The following is a 22,792-nucleotide window of genomic DNA, read 5'->3' as shown; positions in this document are numbered from 1 at the left end:
TATTTTAGATTTCCATAAAAGAACTTTGCACCATAAAATTTTAACTATATGAACTGGATTATCTTAATCATTGCAGGCTTGTTCGAAGTTGCCTTCGCCTCATGTCTCGGAAAAGCAAAAGAAACAACAGGAACCGAAATGTACTATTGGTATATTGGTTTCTTCATATCACTAACGGTTAGTATGCTGTTACTAATGAAAGCTACAGAAACGCTTCCGCTTGGAACTGCTTATGCTGTCTGGACTGGAATTGGAGCTGTCGGAACCGTTCTGGTCGGAATCTTTGTTTTTAAAGAACCTGCTGCTTTCTGGAGATTGTTCTTCTTAGCAACTCTAGTTGGTTCTATTGTTGGTTTAAAAGCGGTTTCGCACTAAAAATATATTTTTATTTCAGGTTTCAAGTTTCACGTTACTCAACTTAACTTGAAACTTTTAAAATTGTTACATTCAACTTTGTCAAAGTTAAAACCTTTGACAAAGTTTTTTTGTTTTTAAACACATAGAAACATAGATTATTCTCTCCAAAAAAAGGAAATTGAAAGAAACTAGTTTCTAACACATAGCTGTTGGCTTTTCAGAACTTTGACAAAGCTTATCCACTGCATATAGAACATAGCCCAAGGTTTCAACCTTGGGTACGTTAAGATCATAAATATCGTTATTGATATTCATTGCGTACCCAAGGTTGAAACCTTGGGCTATGTTTAAAAATTGGGAGTAATAATACAATTTCTATTCTCTATTCTCTATTCTCTATTCTCTATTCTCTATTCTCTATTCTCTATTCTCTATTTTCTATTTTCTATTTTCTATTTTCTATTTTCCTAATTATCTAATTCAAAAACAACTAATGCATTTTACGCATCACATGATAAAAAAATAGCATTTTATCACATTATTTCCTCTTCTATCTTTGTCAAAAATTAAAGCCTAAAATTAAAATGACATTCAGCCATTCCATTAAATCTTTTGACGAATTAACCAATCACGAAATGTACAATATGCTTCGTTTAAGAAGCGATGTTTTTGTTGTAGAGCAAAACTGCCCTTATCTTGATTTAGACAATAAAGACCAAAAAGGTTTTCATTTATTGTATTTTGTTGATAATGAATTAGCAGGCGTGACGCGTTTGCTTCCTTCTGGAATTTCTTATAATGAAATTTCTATTGGAAGAGTAGTTATTGCGCGAACTCACCGCGGATTGGGTTTAGGCAAAAAACTGATGGAAGCTTCTATAGCAGGCTGTGAAGAAAAGTTTGGAAAAGCACCAATCAGAATCAGTGCGCAATATCATTTATCTCAATTTTATCAATCGCTCGGATTTGCCGAACAAGGAGAAGTTTATGATGAAGACGGAATTCCGCATATCGAAATGTTACGTGCATAAGTTTAGGGAATAATCAGTTTCAAAACATTGGCCAACACAGGATTATGGTCTTCGGTTCTCCAATTAATGTACAAATCGGTTTCTAAAGGAAGTTTGATAAATCGGATTCCCGGAATCTCATGAAAAAGATACGAATCGGGTAAAATTCCAATTCCGAGCCCTTTTCGAACCAAAGCAATAATAGAAGAGCCAAATTCAGAATGAAGATATACTTCTGGAGCATTTTCTAAAGAATGGAATAACCTTCTGATGAGATCGCTGTAACTGCTTCCTTCATCATTAGTTGGCAAAATAAACTTTTGCGATCCAAGTGTTTCTTTCGTCAGATCTTCTGGAGTTTGATACGGATGATCTTCGGGAACCACAATAGCTAAATGATCGGTATAGATTTTTTTAGACTGAATATCTTTGGCATTATTAATATCTCTGGTTATGGCTAGATCTATTTTATAGTTACGGAGAAAATCCTGCTGGTTTTCGTAAAGAACTTGAACCAATTTGATTTTAAGTTTCGGAAAAGCATCAGAAATACGGGATAAAATATCGGGCATAAGAGAGGCCGAAATAGAATCAGGATGAGAAATGGTAATCGTACCGCTCTCCCCTAACTGAATCTGGCGGGCAGATTGATGAATAAATTCTAATTTACTCAATTCTACCTCCCATTTTTCTTTTAAGAATTGACCAGCCGCCGTAAGTTTGACATTGCGTTTATTCCGTTCAAAAAGTTGGACGCCAAGCTGATTCTCCAAAGATTGAATCTGACGACTAAGTGCTGATTGTGTAATATTCATTTTTCCGGCAGTATTCCAGAAATGAAGTTCGCGTGATAACGCTAGAAAATATTTAATCTGCTGTAAATCCATTGATGCAATTTACGCATTTATTAAGAATGAAAAAGAGCTTTTAATGCATTAAAGCTTAATTTTTTTAACACATAGAATCATAGGATATTGAACACGCAGATAGGCGTTTCACTTATTTAAAAAAACATAGCAAACTTGCAAACCTGTCAGGTTTTGTAACTAAAAATAAATACGATGAACAATCTAAAAATAACCAAAGCAGCAATTGATGACGTTTTAAAACTTCAATCGATTGGCAGACAAACTTTTTCTGAGACCTTTGCCGATGTAAACAGCGAAGAAAACATGAAAAAATATCTAGACGAAAGCTTTGCTACAGCAAAACTGAGTGCCGAATTAAATAATGCTTCTTCCTATTTTTATTTAGCCGTTTTAGATGAAAAAATCGTTGGCTATTTGAAATTGAATACAGGAAATGCCCAAACGGAAAAAGAAGATTTAAACGCCTTAGAAATTGAACGCATTTATGTAGCAAAGGAATTTCACGGCAAAAAAGTTGCGCAGACTTTGTACGCACAAGCAGAAAAAATCGCCGAAGAAATTAAAGCAAAATATATGTGGTTGGGCGTTTGGGAAAAGAATTTCAGAGCGGTAAGTTTCTATACTAAAAATGGTTTTGTGCAATTTGACACGCATATTTTTAGATTAGGAGACGACGAGCAAACCGATTTAATGATGAAAAAAACATTGCTTTAAAATACAATTTTCAAAATGGAAAAAAGACGGCTTTTATTGTTTTTATTAATTCTTGGAACAGCATTTTGGGGAGTTTCTTACTCGGTTACCAAAATGGCTATTGGCGATTATTCTCTTAATATCTTTTTATTTTATCGGTTCCTGCTGGCTGTAGCGGTACTGAGCATTGTTTTTTGGAAATACGTTAAAAATATCAATCGAGAAGCCATCAAAACAGGTTTTGTATTGGCGGTTCCTATGTTTTTGGGCATTCAGTTGCAGACTACTGCCCTCAAATATACAGATGCTTCGCAATGTTCTTTTATTGCAGGGCTGACGGTAATTATTATTCCGATGCTGAAATTAGCCGTTTATAGAACCAATACACCGCTAAAGATCTGGATTGCGGCTCTGACTGCTTTAACAGGATTATTTATTATTGCCATAACAGATAAATTTACCATAAATATTGGCGATTTATTTACGATTTCTGGCGCATTTGCCTTTGCCGTTTATCTGATTTCGGTCGAAAAACATTCGGCTGCTAAAAATCTTTTGTATTCTATCGTTCCAATGTTTGCTTTTTGTGCCTTATTTACTTTTTGTATTGCACTTACGGATTCGCAGGCGGTTTGGTTCCCTAAAAATGATACGTTTTGGCTTGGTGCCGTTTATTGCGGTTTGTTTTCTACGGCTTTTATGTATACGGTTTCCAATATTTCTCAGCGTTACTTATCTGCAGAACGTGTGGCGGTAATTTATTTGTTCGAACCAGTATTTGGTGCAATTGGAGCTTTCTTTATTTTGGGAGAAAATCTTTCTTGGCGCTTGCTTTTGGGAGGAACTTTGATTTTTTCGGCCACTATTATTTCAGAAGTGAATTTTAAAAGCCGAAAGATTAAAACTGTTGAATAAAAATCATATTTTCTTTCTCGCAGATTTTTTTAAAACATAGAAACATAGTTTACTGGACGTACCATAAGCTCCCAAAGTTAAAACTTTGGGCTATGTTCTATATGACATGTGAAAACTTTGTCAAAGTTCTAACGAAGAAATCGTCAACTACAGCTATGTGTTAGAAACTAGTTTCTTTCAACTTACTTTTCGAGAACAAAAAAATCTATGTTTCTATGTGTTTAAAAAAAATCTATTTTCTATTTTCTATTTTCTATTTTCTATTTTCTATTTTCTATAAAATAAAAAACTCTATCAATGTTTGTTCTGATAGAGTTTTTTTTGTCTTTTAGATTGGTAAAAGCTTGTCTTGGGGATCACAAGGAAAATAGACAATAATATCGGTACCTTTACCAGGTTTTCCTTGCGCATAAATATCTCCACCAATAGCCTGCATAATTTTTTTACACAAAGCAAGTCCTATTCCCGAACCTGTATATTGTTCTTGAGGATGGAGTTTGGTAAAGATTTTAAAAATCGATTTTTCATACTGGGCTTCAAAACCAATTCCGTTATCCGAAAAGCGAACCCAATGACAATAGACTTTAAAAAGATTGCTAATGATTACTGGTTCCTGAGAAGCCGTAATAGTAATTTTTGGCGTTCTCTCTGGAGAAGCATATTTTAAAGAATTCTGAATAATATTGGTAAACAGTTGTTTCATCAGAAAAACTACAGCATGAACCTCTGGTAGTTTTTGGTATTCTACTACAGCATTACTTTCTGCAATAGTTTCACTCATTTCCTTAAGAACAGCCTGCAGCGCTTCATTTAAATCTACAGTGTCCAATGTATCTCTGTTATTTTTTATACGAGTATATTTTAGAATATCTTCTAATAATCCGCTCATTCTATTGGCAGATTTTGAAACTCGTTCTAAAGAATTGGAAATCGATTCTGTAGAAATAACATCTAACTCAGAAAGCATTTTTGAAGTAATCAGCTGAATTTTACGCAAAGGTTCTTGCAAATCATGTGTACTAATCCAGTTGATATTTTCTAGTTCAGAATTTGTTTCTTTTAATATTTCGCTTTGGTTTCGGTACTTTTCTTCTTCTTCGCTCAACATAATCAGAATAAGCTGATTTTGTAGCGTATGAGCATACTGAGCTGCTGCATTAATTTCGTACGACCTCCAGATATTACTTTGATTGTTTACAATCTGTTTCCAAATATTAAATGAATTTCTAGGATGAAGCCCTTTATCGTCTTTTACAATGCTTTTTTCAGGATCTCCTCCCCAATGAATTTCAGATATAGTTTCTGGTCTATACCACACAATATGATCATTATTGCCAAGTGAGTGATAAATAATTCCAGCAAAATTTTCATCTGAAGCAAATTCTGGAAAATGATCGCTTATTTTATTGGTATAGAATACTTCAGTTGTATTCTTTTCAACAATCTTTTCAATTAATTTAAAAATTTGCTCATCAGATGGTGTCAAACCATTTTTATAGATTTTATTTCTAGAAATGATGGACACTCCTGCAGCATTAGCAATTTCTAATAGCTGTGGCGAACCAATTATAGTCTCTATCGATTTTTGTAAAATAGGCAAGTCTAATGCATTTAATTGCTCTAATGCCAAAATGGTTTTCTGAGCGCTTAAATATTCATCATTAGATTGTCTAATATCAATTTGAGAAGTTATAAACTGACCTTGAAGTTTGGCTGCCAATCTAATTTCTGGCGAAATATTTTTTTCAGAATAATGATGACAGGCTATTAAGCCCCACAATTTGTCATGATGAATAAGAGAAATTGTCAATGTTGCGCCAACTCCAATATTTTTTAGATATTCTACGTGAATTGGAGAAGTGCTTCTAAGAATTGAAAGGCTTAAATCGAGATTTTTTCCTTCCTTATCATCTACGGTATAAATTGGAACTGGTTCATAATTAATATCCACAATCAATCTAAGCTGATTTCTAATATACAATTCGCGCGCTTGAGCTGGAATATCGGTATGCGGATAATGCAGTCCTAAAAAAGGTTCCAAATCTTCTCGGCAATCTTCTGCAAATACTTCTCCATTATATTGCTCGTCAAAACGGTAAATCATTACACGGTCATAACCCGTTATTTCGCGCGTTCCCTTTGCCACAAGAGCGCATAAATCTTTAAGTGATTTAGTTTTATTCATCTGGCTTACAAACTGAATCGTCTGTTTATAAGCGTCAGCTAATTTCTCTCTATCAGCAAACAATAATTCGGCTTCGAGAATATATATAGTATTACTGAGATGGATATTAATTTGGAATAATTTTCCAAGTATTTCGATCTCAAGCGGAAAAGCATCCTGAACTTCGTCTCCAGTTATATAAGCTAATATTTCGTTCTGAGCGACAAAACCAAAAATTTCAGAAAAGGGTTTTCCTAACATCTGAGTGTGGGAAATATCAAAATAAACAGAAACATTTTCTGTGCAAAAATCTATTTTCCAAGATTGGGTTATACCAAGCAAAAATCCATGCGGCTGAATTTTTCCTGGAATGTGTATGGGTTCGTGTTCACAATTGGTCAAAGTAACCAAGTCACGATTAACAATGTCTTTTATTTTCATTTTCTACCTGCGGTCAAAATGCTTATATATGCTATCAAAAGCAAATACAGCGCCTTCTATAATTTCATCTCCACAATTATTTTCCTGTTCGTAAGTGGCTACGAAATTCAAAAATAATTTCCAAAAACTTCCTGTTCTATCTCCGTAACCATTAAAGTACGAAACGCCTTTATCTCCTGAAAGTTCAGGAAACTTAGAAACATTTTTCAGGATAAAGCGTCCTCCAAGTGTTGAACCTTCAACAACATATAAAATTCCCAATGCAAAAGGTGTTGAGATTTTTTCTGTTTGAAAAACTTTCTCCGAATTTATTTTTTTTGAATTTAAAAATAAAAGATCGTCTTCTATAAGATGTTTCTTTCTTCTTTGTTCCAAATCTTCAATTAATTCAGAAAAAAAAGGAAATATAAGTCCCTCTGTATCGTTGTGCACATCGTGCATTAAACTCAAATAATAACTGTAATCTTCTATTTTCATGTCTGGCGACATAATTGACATTGAGACTGGAAGCTCTTCTAATCTCCTATGAGAATCAGATGTTTGTGTTTTTAAATCACTAAGAAAATTAGAAGCAATACTAGAAGCTGAATCTATATTCATTTGTTGTACTATTATTTATCTACGAGAGTCAATTGGCAACTTCTCATTCACAAATTTAAAAAAAAAATAATAACAGTATGTTAAAACGTATTTCCAATAAAATTCAATTAATTTTCCATTAATTTTCAATCAGACAAATCTCAAAAACAGTTTTATTATTTTCATTTTTATGCGAAATATAGCCGCCGTGTGCTTCTATGATATTTTTAGATAAAGTCAATCCAATTCCAGCTCCTTCGGTTCTTGTAGTGTAAAAAGGAAGGAAAATTTTATCTTCAATTTCTTTTTCAATCCCTTTTCCGTTGTCGGTAATTCGAATAAAAATGCGGTTATTTTTGGCTTCTGCCGAAATCGAAATTTGTTTCAAAGCATTGTTTTCTACTGCATAAATCGAATTTGTAAATAAATTAATCAGCACTTGTTCTGTCTGTTGCGAGTCAATATTTATAAAATAATTTTGAGAAACGGTATTCATTACTTCAATATTATTTTTCTTAAAAAGCGGATTCATAATTAGAATACTGTTTTCAATCAGTTGCTGTAGATCTGCTTTTTCTTTTTTGGGAGACGGAAGCATGGCCAGCTTTCGATAACCTTCGACAAATTTCTGCAAATGATCGCTTCGTCTCAGCATCGTTTGCACGCTGTGTTTGATATCTTCTAAATCTTCTGTCGAAAGCGCATCTTGTTCTACCAAATCTTCAAGATTCTGGCAAATGGAACGAATTGGCGTTATAGAATTCAGTAATTCATGCGAAATCACTTTCATCAAATTAATCCACGCATCTTTTTCTTTTTTCTCAACCACATTCTGAATCGAATCTAACAGAACAATAAAATAATCCTGTCCAAAAATCTCGGTTCGCGAAGCCTGCAAAACAAATGTCTGTTTGCTCTGTTCATCTATACTGATTTCGATTGACGTTTTGATTTCATGAAAATCATCTTCTTCAATAATTTCGCATAATGCTGGCAATTGATTTTTAAGATATTTCCATTTTGAAACTTTCGATACATTAAAATGGCTCGAAAAATAGTCATTCATCAAAAAAATGCTCCAATCGGCTTCTTGTTTCTGCAAAATAACGACGCCCGATTCTATATTATTTAAAATAGAACGATAAATTATATCTCTCGTAACCTGTTCATTTTGTTTGCTTTTCAATGTTTCATACAAAGTAAACAAATCATTATAAGTGCTATTAAATTTGTGTTTCGAAAAATCGGAACTAAAATCATCCTGCAAAATCGAAGAAATGGTTTTATTGTAAACCAAAACTAGATTTCGAACATAAAAATACATTTCGCGCGCGAGCAGAAAAACCATGCAAAGGCCAAATATTCCGGTAAACAGCAAACCGATTCGAAAGAAATAAAGCGACAATTCAATTCCGACAACGATAAAAATCAGCCTCAGAAAAAGAAGTTTATAAGTTTGTAAAGTCCTCAACATATTAGCCAATATTGATATTAAATTTTTCTAAACGTCTGTACAGCGCACCTCTTGATAAGCCTAATTCTTCAGCCGTTTTGCTAATATTATTATTGTTTTTAAGAAGTGCTTTTTCAACCGCCGCTTTTTCGACAGAAGAAAGCTGAATATCATCTGGATTTTCGTCGTAAGGCGTTATGATTTCCAAATCCAAATCAGAAACGGTGATTGTGTTGTTTTCGCAAAGAATAACAGCGCGTTCAATCTTATTTTCCATTTCTCGAATGTTTCCATTCCAAGCGTGTTTTTCAATTTGTTCCAAGACTTTTTTATCAAAAGTAATTTCGTCTCGGCTGTATTTTTCAATCATTTTATCCAAAAGATATTCGGCAAGCGGAATTTTATCTCCATGTCTTTCTCTTAATGGAGGCAAAATAATTTCCATCGTGTTTATGCGATAATACAAGTCTTCGCGGAAGTTTTTGTCTGCAACTTCTAGTTTAAGATTCAAATTGGTTGCAGTAATAATACGCACATTCAAAGGTCTTGCTTTTGTTTCTCCCAATCTCGTAACTGTTTTCGTTTGAATAACCTGCAATAATTTTGATTGTAAATGAAGTGGAACATTTCCTATTTCGTCTAAGAAAATAGTTCCATTCTGCGACATTTCAAAACGTCCAGCAGTATCAGTTTTCGCGTCGGTAAAAGCACCTTTGGCGTAGCCAAACAATTCACTTTCGAAAATATTCGAGTTTAAAGAACCTAAATCGACCGCAACAAACGGCTGATTTTTCCTTTCGGATTGTGTGTGAATATGATGTGCGAGAACAAATTTTCCAGTTCCATTTTCACCCAAAATCAAAACATTAGCATCGGTCTTCGCTACTTTATCGGCTAGAGAATAGGCTTTTTTAATAATCTCAGAATTGCCAATAAAAAATTCATCTTTTATTTCGACTTCCTTATTTTTCTTCTGTTCTTTTCTCGCTTTATATACTGCTTGTTTTACAGATTCTAGGAGTTTTTTATTTTCCCAAGGTTTCAAAATATAATCAAAAGCGCCCGATTTTAAGCCTTCTACAGCTGTTTCTACTTTTCCAAAAGCCGTCATTAAAATCACAACTGTTTTTGGCGAAAGCGTTTTAATTTCTTTCAGCAGATATAAGCCTTCTCTCCCATCTTCAAAACCCAATCTATAATTCATGTCTAACAAAACGACATCGATGGCATTTTTCGACAATAATTCCACAATATTTTTCGGATTATTGAGCGTAAAAATGTTCTCAAAATACTTTTTCAAATAGACTTTTGATGCAAAAAGAATGTCTTCCTGATCGTCGATGATTAAAATTGAGGCGTTGGTCTTTTTCATTATTGTTCAGTTTTGGACGAAAGGTGTCCATTAATGGACAGTTCAATTTTATTTCGAAAAACAAACCCTTAAAAACAAGCCGTTTAGAAGGTTTAATTTATTGGCACGAAAATCACATTAGAACTTGTAAATCATTAATAATTAACAGCTTTCGGAAGTAAAAATAACAAAATAAATAGCGATTACACATTGTTAACATTTTAAAACCTAAAAAATAAAACAACTAAAATTATTCTTTTTTATGTCATCCAATTATCCAACAATTAAATCTAACTGGTTATCAAAATTTTATTTAAGTTTCCTCGCAATCGTAGGCGGAGTAAACGCTTTGCTTTTTGTGATACTACCAATTTTACCTTACCGCCTTACAAAGTTTATAAATACCACTGGAATGCTTGCTTTGCTATTCGCAATTCTATTCTCTCTTATATTTTCATTTTATTGGAATTACAAAGAAAAAAATAGAACCATAAATTCTGAGAAATACAAAACTATACTGATAACATTATTGCGTTTTTGGATTGCTTTTCATGTCTGCATTTTTGGTTTTGAAAAGATAATCGATGTTAATTTCTCCTTTTCTTATCATATAAATGATTCTTTAGCCAATACACTTACAGGTCAAGAACTTACTTGGAAATATTATGGATATTCATACGGACTTTCGGTTATAGTCGCAATACTGCAAATTGCTGGAGGTATTGCATTATTATTCAAACGATCTATTTTACTCGGATTATTGCTACTAATGCCCGTAATGTTCAATATTTTACTAATTAATCTATTTTATAATATTGGCCCAATTACTTGTTTTACTTCTATACTAATTATGTTGGGATTAACTTATTTGATATGGCAGTATAAAGAAAATATAATTGTTTTATTTCGTTCTCAGAGAATGATTTCTTCTATAATAAAAAGTAAAATATTGCGAGTTTTGGCGCGTGTTTTATGCATCATAATTCCTTGTCTTTTTGTACTTTATTATAGTCATCAAGTTCAGCTTTCTAAAAGATATTTTGGAAAATGGAAAGTAGAAAATATGTCTCGAAACGGTAAAATGATTCCTGAAAAAGCCTGGGAAAAAGATAGTTCTGCTTGGAAAACTATTTATATTGAAGAAAGAGAAAAGATTTTCTTCTGTCCGAATCCAAATATCTATGTCGACAGTGCCTCAATCTACATGAAATATCGCTTTGATGATGTAAAAAACACCTTTAAAGTGATTTCATATGAAAGAAACTTGCAAAATCCAGATACAATTCCTGTTCAAATTAATAATTTCGACAACAAATCGATGCAATGGAAAATGGTATTGTATAAAGACACAATCAGAATGCAATTAAAAAAAATCAAATAATAAATCATCAATCAAAAATTAAACAGTCAATTATGATTACCATTACAAAACTTTCAAAAGTATTTAGAACTGAAGAATTAGAAACCAGCGCCTTAAGCGAAATTTCGTTAACGATCAATCAAGGCGATTTTGTTTCTATTATGGGACCGTCTGGAAGCGGAAAATCAACTTTGTTAAACATTATCGGACTTCTTGATAGTGCTTCGAGCGGAAGTTACAGGCTTCTTGAACAAGAAATGGTTGGTTTGAAAGAGAAACAAAAATCGCAAGCCAGAAAAGAAAACATCGGATTCGTCTTCCAGAATTTCAATTTAATTGATGAATTATCGGTTTTTGATAATATCGAACTGCCTTTAATCTACAATAATGTTCCTTCTGCCGAAAGAAAATCTCGTGTAAATGATATCGCTAAAATTCTAGGCATTGCACATCGATTGAAGCATTTTCCACAACAGCTTTCTGGCGGACAGCAGCAGCGTGTAGCCGTGGCAAGAGCTTTAATCAATAATCCGAAAATTATTCTAGCCGATGAGCCTACAGGAAATTTGGACAGTAGAAACGGAAATGAAGTAATGGAATTGCTAACCGATCTTCACGCCAGCGGATCGACGATCCTGATGGTAACGCACTCTGATTATGATGCATCTTTTTCTCAGAAAACCATTTTTATGAAAGATGGTGCTATTCTGTCTGAAAAAGTAAATCATAGAAATGTAGATGTTTTGGTAAATTCTAAGTACTAAAATCATGTTTAAAAATTGGACAAACATATTTATTTATCACATAAAGAATAACAAATTCTTTACTGTGCTAAACATATTAGGCTTAAGTATTGGAATTGCAGGTTTAATTTTTGCGATTCTATACTGGAACGACGAACATTCTTATAACGAATGGATTCCTGAAAATGAGAAAATGTTCATCGTTATGAATGATCTTGGAGAAGGAAATGTATGGGCAACAAACTCTGCTATTACAGCTCCAATTTTGAAATCAACCACATCTTACCTGGAAAATTATTGTTATTTCTATACTGCTTATTCAAAAGAAATCATACAATATAACGGCAAGACAGAATTGGTTGAAAAAATATTTTCGGCTCAAAATAGTTTCTTTTCGTTTTTTCCATTTGAATTTAAATACGGAAATGCAAAAAATGCATTGTCAAATCCTCAAAGTATTGTTCTTTCAGAAGAAACTGCTTACAGATTATTTAAGAATGAAAATCCGGTAGGTAAACAAGTAAGATATACTGAAAAAACATTTACAGTTCACGGCGTGTATCGATTAAATGAGAAATCGGCAGTGATGCCAAATGCCATTACAAACGAAATAAATGAAGACCTGAAAAGACTTAAAGATCACTGGGGCTTTAATTTTGGCTTGATTTTAAAACTAAAAAATCATCGTGATGCACCATTAATAGTCAAAAATCTGAATCAAATATTTCTTGAACGAAATTATAAAAAACAGGCCAGAAATGAAGGTATGACACTTGATGCCTTTATTAAAAAGTTTGGAGAACCAATAAAGGCAAAGGTACTTCCTCTTAAAAATTCAAGGCTTTACAAAGGAAACTATCCATTTCCTGACGGCACAGGAAATCTTCAGTTTTTACAAATATTGATGGGTTTATCAGCATTAATATTAGTCTTATCAATTGTAAACTACATTAATTTAGCCACCGCAAATGCCATAAAAAGAGCCAAAGAAGTTGGCGTCAGAAAAATTATTGGCGCTACTAAATCTCAAATTATTGCACAGTTTGTTTTTGAAACTTTTTTAATAACGCTCTTTTCTTGTTTGTTAGCACTTGTAATTGTTGAGATTTCATTACCGTTCTACAATCAGTTTTTAAACAAAAATTTAATATTACTTGGATCTCAATTTTATGTGCAACTGGTTCTAATCTTTTTACTTGTAATTATTGTTGCCGGAATTTTTCCAGCAGTTTACATCTCAAATTTTAAAGTTTTAAACGTTTTAAAAGGAAATTATTCGCGTAGTAAAAGCGGTATCTGGATTAGAAATAGCATGCTTGTACTACAATTTGCGATAGCCACATTTTTTATTATCGGATCTTTCATCGTTTACCAGCAAGTTAATTTTATGGTACAAAAAGAATTAGGTTTTAATGGCTCTCAGGTATTGAATATTGCTTTTAAAGAGAAAAATGGAAAAGGTCAATTTGAACGATATAAAGCCATTCAACAGGAAATGCAGAAAATAAAAGGCGTCGAGGCCGTTTCGGCTGGAGCCTTTTCTATTGGAGAAAGTGAAAATTCATGGGCTGGACTGCATTACAAAAATAATCCGGAAGTCATCATTCAGCAAATTGGTTTTGATTTTGGAATGCTTGAAATGTTGGATATCAAAGTAATAAAAGGAAGAGCACTTACAGATAAACTTGCTTCTGATACTATTTCTAATGTTTTGCTGAATGAAGCTGCTGCCAAGACCCTAAATGAAAAAAATCCTTTAAATAAGATAATAGACTGGCAAGGAGAAAAATACAGAGTTGTCGGAGTTGTAAATAACTTCCATTATTTTGGTTTAGAAAGCCAGATTAGCCCAATGATTTTATTTCATATCAATGCTCAGAAATGGACACAAAAAGAAATAAGGAATATTTCTGTAAAGCTTTCGCCAAAAGACATGGAAACCACGATTGCAGAACTTAAAAAATTCTGGTCTAAAAAAGTAGATTCTGAATATCCTTTTGAATATAATTTTGTAGATAAAAACTTTGCACGAACCTATAAAAAGTACGAAGATCAAAGAAACTTATTTGGTTTACTAAATGTTGTTGTGATCTTAATAGCCCTTTTCGGATTGTTTGCCCTCGCCTCTTTTTCTATGGAAAGAAGATTGCGCGAAATTGCCATTAGAAAAACACTTGGTGCCGAAACCAATATTTTGCTGAAAGAATTGTCTAAACAGTATGTGATTTTCTGTATAATCGGTTTTGTAACCGGAATTATTCCTGCTTATTTATTACTACACAAATGGCTCGAAAACTTTGCCTTTCGCATTGATATTCCAGCTTTACCATTTTTTATCGCTTTTCTTTCGCTATTATTTTTAACGCTTACGATTGTTTTAGCAAAAGCCTACCAAGTAACCAAAGTTGATGTTTTGAAATACTTGAAATATGAGTGATGTAGCTTTTTAACGCAAAATACGCAAAGTATTTTCTCAAAGATTAGATGTAGAGACGCACTGCAGTGCGTCTAACGTTTGTAATATAATTGCGTAAAGACGCAAAAGTTTTGTCTCAAAAATTGGATGTAGAGACGCACTGCAGTGCGTCTAACGTTTGCAATATAATCTCGCAAAGACGCAAAGTTTTGTTTCACGCAGATTTAAAAAAAGATTTAAGCAGATCTAAACAGATTTTTTAGATTTTATAATAATCTGTTTAGATCTGTAAAATCTGCGTGAAACCAATCTTATAAAAATTTACACATCTTCTCTATTCTCTATTCTCTATTTTCTATTCTCTATTTTCTATTTTCTATTTTCAAATTATCTAATTGACTAATTATCTAATTATCTAATTCTCTACTCCTTCTTAGTAAAACCCTTTCTAGTCATTTCTCCCCAACCTTTGGTTCCCATAATTTTTTCTTTGTAGCCAATTAAAGAAGCATAAACCGTAAGCGGATGAAAATAAAATGGTTCTATAAAAGCCGCCATCAACAATTTAAAAAAGTCGGCTTGTTTTGGGTATTTGTGATACGTTTTTTCTTCACTGTACAACGCGATAACCGAAAATAAAACGGCAAAGGAATACACAAAAAAGAGCAGTAAAAAGAAGAAATGCCAGTTTAACAATCCGAATACAATAAAGACCACAGTTATGACAAGGCCTATAAATTCGATTCCAGGCGCTAGAAACTCAAATAACGTCCAATACGGCACACTCAGCATTCCTAACAATTTGTATTTCGGATTCAGGAACATTCTGCGGTGAATACTTAAGGTTTCTATAGTTCCTCTCATCCATCGAGAACGCTGTTTTTTGAATATCTTAAAATCTTCTGGAGCTTCTGTCCAGCAAAGCGGATCTGGAATATAACTTACCGAATAAGGCAATTTGTTATCAAGCATATAGCGACGCATTCTCACGATAAGTTCCATATCTTCGCCAACTGTTTTAGTGCTGTAACCGCCAGAAAGTATCGCGATTTCTTTATCAAAAGCACCAAAAGCACCGCTGATTAGCAATAATCCGTCCAATTTTCCCCAAGCCATTCTTCCTAAAAGGAAAGCTCTCAAATATTCTAAAACCTGAATTCTTGATAGCATTACATCTGGAACATTCACTTCGACCAAACGTCCGTTCTTAATTATGCATTGATTGGCAATTCGAACTACTCCACCTGTTGCAATAATTCGGTTTCCGTAGGATTCTAAAAATGGTTTTGCCAATTTTAAAAGCGAATCTTTGTCTAAAATACAATCGACATCAATACAAACCACATACGGATTTTGAGCAATATTAAGTCCGACATTTAACGCATCGGCTTTGCCTCCATTTTCTTTGTCAACCACAATCAGTTTTTTGAAAGCCGCGTTTTTGGAAGTGTAAATTCCTCTAATTTTTTTGGTTTCAATTTTCGGATGAAAATCTAAATCGGTCAAAACAAGATCGTAAGTTTTGGTCAAGATTTCCATCGAATTGTCCTTACTTCCATCATTTACCACAATGACCTGATAGTTATTATAATTTAGCGAAAGCAATGATTTTACATTTTCTTCGATTGTCAAACCTTCGTTATAAGCAGGCGCAATAAGTGACAGTTTTGGCGCAAATTCGCTCGTTAAAAGCACATCATAATCAACAAAACTGTTGCGTTTAAGGTATCTTCTAAGCTCTTTTGTAGAAAGGTAAGCCAAGATTAAATAAGAAGACATGATTAGTATGGCGTACCCAAGTATAAGGAGTATATATACATCCAAAAACCATGTTATTTCTGTATTAAAAAAAGTCATTTTCTTATAAGATTATGCTGTTAACGTCTGTAAAATACTCTGTGCTTCGTATTTTATAATGGTATTGGTTGTCTGAGCAGCCAATTGTGCTACATGAGGAACTTTCTGTGATAATTTTAGTTCTTTAATGAGCTTTAATCCAAGCGTAATTACGGTTGTATTTTGAGACTCCAATAAATGTTCTATTCCTTCGGTATCGCCAACATCGTGTTTTTTGAAAGCGGCAATAATATTGAGTTGCATCCAATCGTCAATAGGGTCTGAATGTTCAACTAAATATTTGATGCTCTCAGTTCCCTCCAACTTTATGCAGGCGTTTAAGGCTACAATCTTTAATGTTTTCTTTCTGGCTTTAGAAAAAGTAATAATCAGATCAAATGCTTCACTGATATTAAACTCTGCCAATTCAGTAATTCCTTTACATTTTATTTCCCATTTCAGGCTTTTCAGTTTTTTGAAGGAATATTTTATGAGTCCAGAATCTTTATAAAACTGTTCGAGTTTTTGGGCATAAACACCTTCGTAATTCTTATGCAGATTGATAAGCGATTCGGTTAAAACTTCTCTAAAAAATGAAGTGTCAAAAAGCACTAGAAAATTTTTATCTTCTTTGATGCTGGAAAACGAAACATCTTCAAAAATAACAGCCGACATAACTTTGTCAATCATTGCGCTGTATTCTTTTCTCAGTCGTTCTCTTTTTATTTTCCTGTTCCTGCTGGCAACAATAGTAAGATACAGAACGAATGACGCAGCGACAAACACGTAAATGGAGAAAGTAAGAAAAGGCACTTCCCAACCACCGTTTTTATATAGTTCCCAGATTTCTGTCATCTTAAAAACGTTTCGTTACGATAAACTGCACATTAAATCTATTTCTGTATTCTCCTGGTACATATTCTTCGTATTCGTAAAGAAAAATAGGTCGTACAAAAAATGAATCGCCAAAACGGTGCTGATACTGGATTCCTGCGCGATAGGCTTTTAGAGGCTGTGTAAAACTATTGTATAGATACAAATATGGTACATTTCCGTATTGCAATTCCAATCTAATAAGACGTTCTTTTTCTTCGTTTACGCGCTGTACGCTTAAAACATGAGAAAACAATTCGTTAGAAACATCATAGTAAGGTCTGTATGCAAAACTATAAATTCCAGCATTGTAAGCAACCTGACCAGTAAGTAGCGCTATATCGTCGGTATCAAAATGCATAAATCTTGTTCCAAGAGAAAAATCAAATTTTTTCTGTGGTTTAAAATAGTATTCTAAGCCTACTTTTGCCATCGGAAATATTGTTTCTCCAGTAGAAAATCCAGCGTTTGCATACAAATAGCTTTTATTTGAAAAGGTCTGATAGAAATCAGTTTCAAATAACATTTGGGTATCATTGCTTATGTTTCCAATATTTGCCCTTCCGACAATTGCCGATTTACTGAATTTATGCGAATACTCTACATAGCCGTAATGAAACGGAGATTGCCCAGGATCTGATGTTGAAACATTGAGGTAAGAAGCCGAAACGGCATTTTTTGCCTTGCGCCCAATCAATGTGCGAATTCCTCTAAAAGCTTGTGTGCTATTATCAATAAACGTAGCTTTTTCTATTAAATCTAACGCTTCCTGATCTCGGTTTAGTTTTTCTAGACAGGTAACTTTAATCCACAAAACATCAACAGATTTTGGATCGATAGCAAGATATTTATCACAGTAAGAAATACATTTTTCATAATCTTCTGTCCAGAAATAAACATTTACAAGCGCCTGCAAAGCTTCTGGATTCGGATTATTGCGGTCTGCCATTGGAGACAGTATTTCTATAGCTTTTTTATAGTCTTTTTTCCAGCTGTAAATGCGTCCGGCATACGTCTGTATATCTTCATTTTCAGGATATTTGGCGCGCAAAGGTTCAATAAGCGATAGGGCTTTATCGTAATTTTCTTTTTCAACCTCGAGCTTCACAATTGCCAAAGTTTCGTCTATATTGATTTCTTGTGCAATTGCGACAGAAGAAATAAAAAATAGGAAAATAGAATAATAGATAAACTTCATTAGATTCTGGTTTTTAGCAGTTTATTAATTCTCACTAAAAGTACGGCCGGGCTTACAGGTTTGGCTATAAATTCATTTGCTCCAATGTCAAAAGAATCCAACTCGGTCTGTTCCACGCCCGAAGAAGTCAATATAATGACAGGAATATCAGATTTAAGATTCTCTCTAACGTGTTGCGTAATTTCCATTCCGCTCACGCCTGGCATGTTTATGTCGGTTAATATTAAATCGTAGTTTTCTTTTTCGATGGCTTCCAAAGCCTCTTTTCCATCAGAAAACTGGTCAACACTAAATCCTTTCGACTCTAAGAAAAAAGATAACGATTTGCGTAGGATATCATTATCTTCGGCTAAAATAATTCTCATTCTTTATTTTTTTATCTGGGGAAAACTTAAATTATAACGTCATTTATGGTAAAGCTATTGCTTATTTACCTTATATCATAACTCTTTTAAAATTTTAACGACTTCATCAATTCCAGAGCTGTAAATATTCATTTTATCTGCAGTTTCGGCTGTAAACTTTCCTTTTAACGCTTCTTCTTCAATAACAGTAAGACAGTCGCTCAAATCATTTAGCATAAAAATATCCATGCTTGATTTCATATTATGCGCCAGTTTTTTTACATTTTGATAATCGACATTTTTAAAAGCTTCTGCTAACTGTTCGGACTGATTCGGAATTTTTTCAACAAAAAGGTCAATCATATCTTTTCTAAACTCAGGATCTCCGCACGCCATTTCGTCCAAAAATGACATATCTATAATCCTTTTCTGCTGCATGTCTCCGCCTGGCTTCATTACCGTTTTTATGGCCTTTAAAAGAACCGATTGCTTAAAAGGTTTTGGCACATATGCATTCATTCCAACTTTATAACACAGCTCTTGTTCTCCCACTAGAGAATGCGCAGTCATGGCAATAATTGGAATATTCGAATTCATCTCACATCGAATATATTCTGTGGTTTGGTAACCATCTTTAACCGGCATTTGCAAGTCCATTAAAACCAAATCATATTCATTTTTCGATAAAAGTTCGATGCCTTCTTCTCCATTTTGCGCAATATCCAACTCAAATCCAAAATTATTAATTACGCTCTTTGCAAGCTTTTGGTTTAAAACATTGTCTTCGCAAAGCAAAATTTTAAGGTTTCCTAAATCATTTTTAGAAATAGTTTTTATCGCCATTTCTGCAGAATCTGTTTTTTTATACGAAAGAATAAAGAAAAACTCCGAACCACGGTTTACCTTACTTTTTACATGAACTTCTCCTTTTTGGAGTTCCACAAGCTGTTTTACAATATTAAGACCAAGTCCAGTACCGCCAAATTTTCGCGTTGTGCTTTCTTCGCCCTGCGTAAACCGTTCAAAAATAGTTCCGATTTTGTTCTCTGGTATTCCGACTCCAGTATCTTTCACAGAAAATTTAAGCGAATAACTTTCATCTGTTTCGTCTACTTTTTTTACAGAAACCGTTACTTCTCCTTCGCTTGTAAATTTAAGCGAATTCCCGATCAGGTTTACGAGTATCTGATTCAATCTTCCTTGATCGCCAATGACCATATCGGGCATTTCGGCATCTAGAAAGAGATTAAATTCGACATCTTTCTGTGCTTTTACTTTCAATAAATTATAGACATGTTTGAGTGTTTTCTTTAAATTAAATGGTTCTGATTCTATCGGTAAACTTCCTGATTCAATTTTAGAAAGATCCAAAATATCGTTTACAATAAGGAGTAAATTCTCGCCCGCAATCTGAACACTTTCGATATAATCGTGCTGTGTCTCGTTGAGTTCGCTTTGCGCTAATAAATCTGTAAAACCAATAATCGCATTTAAAGGCGTTCTAATTTCGTGGCTCATATTGGCCAAGAAACTGTCTCTTGCTAAAACTGCACGTTCCGCAATTTTTCGCTGTACATATAACTGTTTGTTTTTTGTACCTAATTCCAGCTGAGCGATAACGTGTTTGGCTATAATAGACAGTGCATTTCGCTGATTATCATTCAGTTCTTTCACCACATGATCAACGGCGCACAAAGTTCCAATATTGTAACCGTCTGGTGTTGTTAGTGGCACACCGGCATAAAATCGTACATTAAAACCGCCGGTAACATTTGGATCGTCTTTAAACGTTTCATTTTTATGTGTATCGTTAATTTCTACAATTTTGGTGTCTAAAATAGTGTAATTGCAAAAAGAAATTTCTCGAGGAACCTCAGAAACCCCTATTCCAATCTCAGATTTAAACCATTGTCTGTCTTCATCAATAAAAGAAATATGGGCAATTGGCACACCACAGATATACGAAACTAGTCTTGTAGCATCATCAAAAGCATCATCTGGAAGTGTATCAAGTATATTATAGCGTTTAAGGGCAGCTAAACGTTGAAGTTCGTTTTCTGGAATGGGGTAATTCTTATTCATTTTTAAGGCGGTAAAAGTGCATAAAGATAAGGCAAAATTAGTCTAAAGTCCTTATTTTTTTTAGTTCTTAGTACTTAGTTTTTTTTAGCACTTAGCTTTTAGTACTTAGTCCTTAGCTCTTTTAGCTTTGTGTATTGTACTTTGCGCTATGTACTTTATACTCTGCGCTAAGTACTATTGACTAAGGACTAAAAACTAAGTACTAAAAGCTAAGGACTAAAAGCTAAGAACTAAAGCCCTAAAATCCTATTAAGCTCAAGTGTCGTATCTCCATCTGAAAGTGCTTTTGGAGCTTTGGCTAATTTTTCGGCTAAAAATTTAGTGGTTATAGGTTTTAGATTCTTAAACAGTCCGATTCTATTTAGTGCTTTAATAATATTCACAGAAATCTTTTCGCCCCAGCGATCTGAATTTTCGCGAATAAGCGGTCCAGGCCTGAAAATGATATATTGCGAAAAATGAAGACCTTGTAGATAATCTTCTAATTTTCCTTTCATCATCGAATAAAATACACTGCTTTTCGCTGAAGCGCCATACGATGAAACCAAAACCAAAGAATGCACATTATTTTGTCTGGCAACAGAGGCAAATGAAGCTGGAATATCAAAATCGATTTTCCATTGCTTTTCTTTTGAGCCTGCGTCTTTTAAAGTTGTTCCGATACAGGAAAAAAGGACATCTCCTGCAATTAAATCCTGAAACGAATTCACATCTGAAAAATCAACAATATGTTCTGTGAGTTTTGGATGGGATTTTCCTGTCGAACGTCTTACAAAGATGGAAACCGCTTCGTAATCATTGCTTTCTAAAAGCAAATTAACCAACTCTTTTCCCGTCGCGCCTGTTGCTCCAATAACTAATGCTTTCATGATTCATGGATTTTAATAGTAAATATAATTCTTTTGTTTTAAATAATTTTTTAATAAAAGCTACTGATAGTTATGATCTCCAAAATCTGCTAGATCTGCGAGAATAATTTTCTCCCGCAGATCTAGAAGATTGTTCGTTTTATTTAATTAATTATGGGATAAAAAAAAAACTCTTTACTATAAAAGCAAAGAATTTATAGCATATAATTCCCACCACAGATATGTAACCCCGAAGGGTCATACTCAAATTGCTACATAAAATCTATAAATATTTGAATGCTTGGATTCTTTAATTACCCCAACTTGTTATTTTTTAGAAAAAAATAACACTTTATAAGACAATAATTACTTTTATAAAATGTTTATATATAAAAGATTATGATGCATCTAATCTGTAAAACAATACCCTCAAGATTAATTTAAAAGAAAACATGAAAAAAATATTTTTGATACTTGCCTTTACCTCTTTTTCACTGCACAGTTTTGCTCAGGAATTGGATAATAAATTCAAAAAAATTCCCACCAAAGAACCAGCTGCAAAAGAAACTATTCCGCCAAAAGAAGAAGCTCCAAAGGAAAATCCGCCTGCGCCAATAGAAAAACCAGCGCCACTTCAGGTTAATCCAGACGAACTATTTAAAGACACCAACCTTTACAAACCAGAAGCAAACGTTGAAGGTATTTTCTATAGAAGAAATCAGTTTCTAGGAAATATCAACACAACAGCCGCGACTTCTACGGTTATGTACCGTGATGCCGCTTTTGTAGACGGCGATAAAGTAAAAGTATATTTAAACGATAAAGTAATTGAACCTGAAGTTTTATTAAACGGCGATTTTAAAAGTGTAAAAATCAACTTAGTAAAAGGAATTAATAAAATTGATATTGAAGCCTTAAACGAAGGTTTTGCTTCTCCAAATACAGCCGAATTCAAAGTTTATGATGACAAAGGCCAAGTTATTTCGTCAAGCGAATGGAATGTTGGTACGGGCTACAAAGCTGTTATTGTATTAGTTAAAGAATAAATTTCCCGACGACAAATCGTTTAAAATCATAAAAAACAATTAAAACTGCTGACTTCAGCAGTTTTTTTCTTGTATATATGTAGTTAACTACGTAGTTTTGTACATAATTTTAGATTTTAGATTTTAGATTTTAGATTTTAGATTTTAGATTTTAGATTTTAGATTTTAGATTTTAGATTTTAGATTTTAGATTTTAGATTTTAGATTTTAGATT

Annotated in this window: 19 protein-coding genes; 8 read left to right on the top strand and 11 right to left on the bottom strand. The window is 33.4% G+C overall.

Annotation, left to right across the window (positions count from 1 at the left end):
- Positions 1-48 precede the first annotated feature (48 nt).
- Both EG814_RS20045 and EG814_RS20040 read left to right on the top strand, forming a co-directional pair.
- A complete protein-coding gene (locus tag EG814_RS20045; protein ID WP_125723653.1) occupies positions 49-375 on the top strand; it encodes a DMT family transporter in 327 nt (108 codons plus the stop codon).
- A gap of 566 nt (positions 376-941) precedes the next feature.
- Positions 942-1,388 (top strand): GNAT family N-acetyltransferase, encoded by a 447-nt coding sequence (locus tag EG814_RS20040; RefSeq protein WP_125723652.1) that lies wholly within the window; start codon positions 942-944, stop codon positions 1,386-1,388.
- A 2-nt stretch (positions 1,389-1,390) separates the two neighbouring features.
- Here EG814_RS20040 and EG814_RS20035 read toward each other — a convergent pair whose 3' ends face one another.
- Complete coding sequence (locus EG814_RS20035) at positions 1,391-2,254, bottom strand: LysR family transcriptional regulator (protein WP_125723651.1); 864 nt, start codon at positions 2,252-2,254, stop codon at positions 1,391-1,393.
- 174 nt (positions 2,255-2,428) lie between these two features.
- Here EG814_RS20035 and EG814_RS20030 point away from each other — a divergent pair, with 174 nt between their 5' ends.
- The gene (locus EG814_RS20030) at positions 2,429-2,950 is read left to right on the top strand and encodes a GNAT family N-acetyltransferase (protein ID WP_125723650.1); all 522 of its coding nucleotides are present in this window, start codon (positions 2,429-2,431) and stop codon (positions 2,948-2,950) included.
- Between the two features lie 15 nt (positions 2,951-2,965).
- On the top strand, positions 2,966-3,844 hold the full coding sequence (locus tag EG814_RS20025) for a DMT family transporter (RefSeq protein ID WP_125723649.1): 879 nt from the start codon (positions 2,966-2,968) through the stop codon (positions 3,842-3,844).
- A gap of 328 nt (positions 3,845-4,172) precedes the next feature.
- Here EG814_RS20025 and EG814_RS20020 read toward each other — a convergent pair whose 3' ends face one another.
- From EG814_RS20020 to EG814_RS20005, 4 genes are all read right to left on the bottom strand, one after another.
- Positions 4,173-6,449, bottom strand: a complete 2,277-nt coding sequence (locus tag EG814_RS20020) for an ATP-binding protein (RefSeq protein WP_125723648.1) — start codon at positions 6,447-6,449, stop codon at positions 4,173-4,175.
- A 3-nt stretch (positions 6,450-6,452) separates the two neighbouring features.
- On the bottom strand, positions 6,453-7,049 hold the full coding sequence (locus tag EG814_RS20015; protein WP_125723647.1) for a biliverdin-producing heme oxygenase: 597 nt from the start codon (positions 7,047-7,049) through the stop codon (positions 6,453-6,455).
- Positions 7,050-7,167: 118 nt separating this feature from the next.
- Complete coding sequence (locus tag EG814_RS20010; RefSeq protein ID WP_125723646.1) at positions 7,168-8,502, bottom strand: sensor histidine kinase; 1,335 nt, start codon at positions 8,500-8,502, stop codon at positions 7,168-7,170.
- Position 8,503: 1 nt separating this feature from the next.
- Complete coding sequence (locus EG814_RS20005) at positions 8,504-9,853, bottom strand: sigma-54-dependent transcriptional regulator (protein ID WP_125723645.1); 1,350 nt, start codon at positions 9,851-9,853, stop codon at positions 8,504-8,506.
- A 241-nt stretch (positions 9,854-10,094) separates the two neighbouring features.
- Between EG814_RS20005 and EG814_RS20000 the strand changes: the two genes are divergently transcribed.
- The 3 genes from EG814_RS20000 (at position 10,095) to EG814_RS19990 (ending at position 14,372) form a co-directional block, all read left to right on the top strand.
- Positions 10,095-11,213 carry a hypothetical protein gene (locus EG814_RS20000; protein WP_125723644.1) on the top strand — a complete coding sequence of 373 codons (1,119 nt, stop codon included), beginning with the start codon at positions 10,095-10,097 and terminating at the stop codon, positions 11,211-11,213.
- A gap of 32 nt (positions 11,214-11,245) precedes the next feature.
- Positions 11,246-11,956: an ABC transporter ATP-binding protein gene (locus tag EG814_RS19995; RefSeq protein ID WP_125723643.1), complete on the top strand. Its 711-nt coding sequence runs from the start codon at positions 11,246-11,248 to the stop codon at positions 11,954-11,956.
- Positions 11,957-12,020: 64 nt separating this feature from the next.
- On the top strand, positions 12,021-14,372 hold the full coding sequence (locus tag EG814_RS19990) for an ABC transporter permease (protein ID WP_317133054.1): 2,352 nt from the start codon (positions 12,021-12,023) through the stop codon (positions 14,370-14,372).
- Positions 14,373-14,774: 402 nt separating this feature from the next.
- Here the strand turns inward: EG814_RS19990 and EG814_RS19985 are convergent, their stop codons facing one another.
- The 6 genes from EG814_RS19985 to EG814_RS19960 all read right to left on the bottom strand — a co-directional run bounded on the left by EG814_RS19985 (position 14,775) and on the right by EG814_RS19960 (position 21,553).
- Positions 14,775-16,208, bottom strand: a complete 1,434-nt coding sequence (locus tag EG814_RS19985; RefSeq protein WP_125723641.1) for a glycosyltransferase family 2 protein — start codon at positions 16,206-16,208, stop codon at positions 14,775-14,777.
- A 12-nt stretch (positions 16,209-16,220) separates the two neighbouring features.
- Complete coding sequence (locus EG814_RS19980) at positions 16,221-17,042, bottom strand: hypothetical protein (RefSeq protein WP_125723640.1); 822 nt, start codon at positions 17,040-17,042, stop codon at positions 16,221-16,223.
- Between the two features lies 1 nt (position 17,043).
- Positions 17,044-18,258, bottom strand: coding sequence for a YaiO family outer membrane beta-barrel protein (locus EG814_RS19975; protein ID WP_125723639.1), 1,215 nt, complete (start codon positions 18,256-18,258; stop codon positions 17,044-17,046).
- Positions 18,258-18,623 carry a response regulator transcription factor gene (locus EG814_RS19970; RefSeq protein WP_125723638.1) on the bottom strand — a complete coding sequence of 122 codons (366 nt, stop codon included), beginning with the start codon at positions 18,621-18,623 and terminating at the stop codon, positions 18,258-18,260. The genes EG814_RS19975 and EG814_RS19970 overlap by 1 nt, the downstream gene beginning before the upstream one ends.
- Before the next feature lie 75 nt (positions 18,624-18,698).
- Positions 18,699-20,684, bottom strand: coding sequence for a GAF domain-containing hybrid sensor histidine kinase/response regulator (locus EG814_RS19965; protein WP_125723637.1), 1,986 nt, complete (start codon positions 20,682-20,684; stop codon positions 18,699-18,701).
- A 230-nt stretch (positions 20,685-20,914) separates the two neighbouring features.
- On the bottom strand, positions 20,915-21,553 hold the full coding sequence (locus tag EG814_RS19960; protein ID WP_125723636.1) for an NAD(P)H-binding protein: 639 nt from the start codon (positions 21,551-21,553) through the stop codon (positions 20,915-20,917).
- A gap of 431 nt (positions 21,554-21,984) precedes the next feature.
- Here EG814_RS19960 and EG814_RS19955 point away from each other — a divergent pair, with 431 nt between their 5' ends.
- Positions 21,985-22,578 (top strand): hypothetical protein, encoded by a 594-nt coding sequence (locus EG814_RS19955; protein WP_125723635.1) that lies wholly within the window; start codon positions 21,985-21,987, stop codon positions 22,576-22,578.
- Positions 22,579-22,792 lie beyond the last annotated feature (214 nt).

This window comes from Flavobacterium ustbae (assembly GCF_003946915.1).
In the GTDB taxonomy this organism is placed as follows: Bacteria; Bacteroidota; Bacteroidia; order Flavobacteriales; family Flavobacteriaceae; genus Flavobacterium; species Flavobacterium ustbae.
The sequence above is the reverse complement of the archived record's forward strand: the minus strand, read 5'-3'. Positions and strand labels throughout refer to the sequence as shown.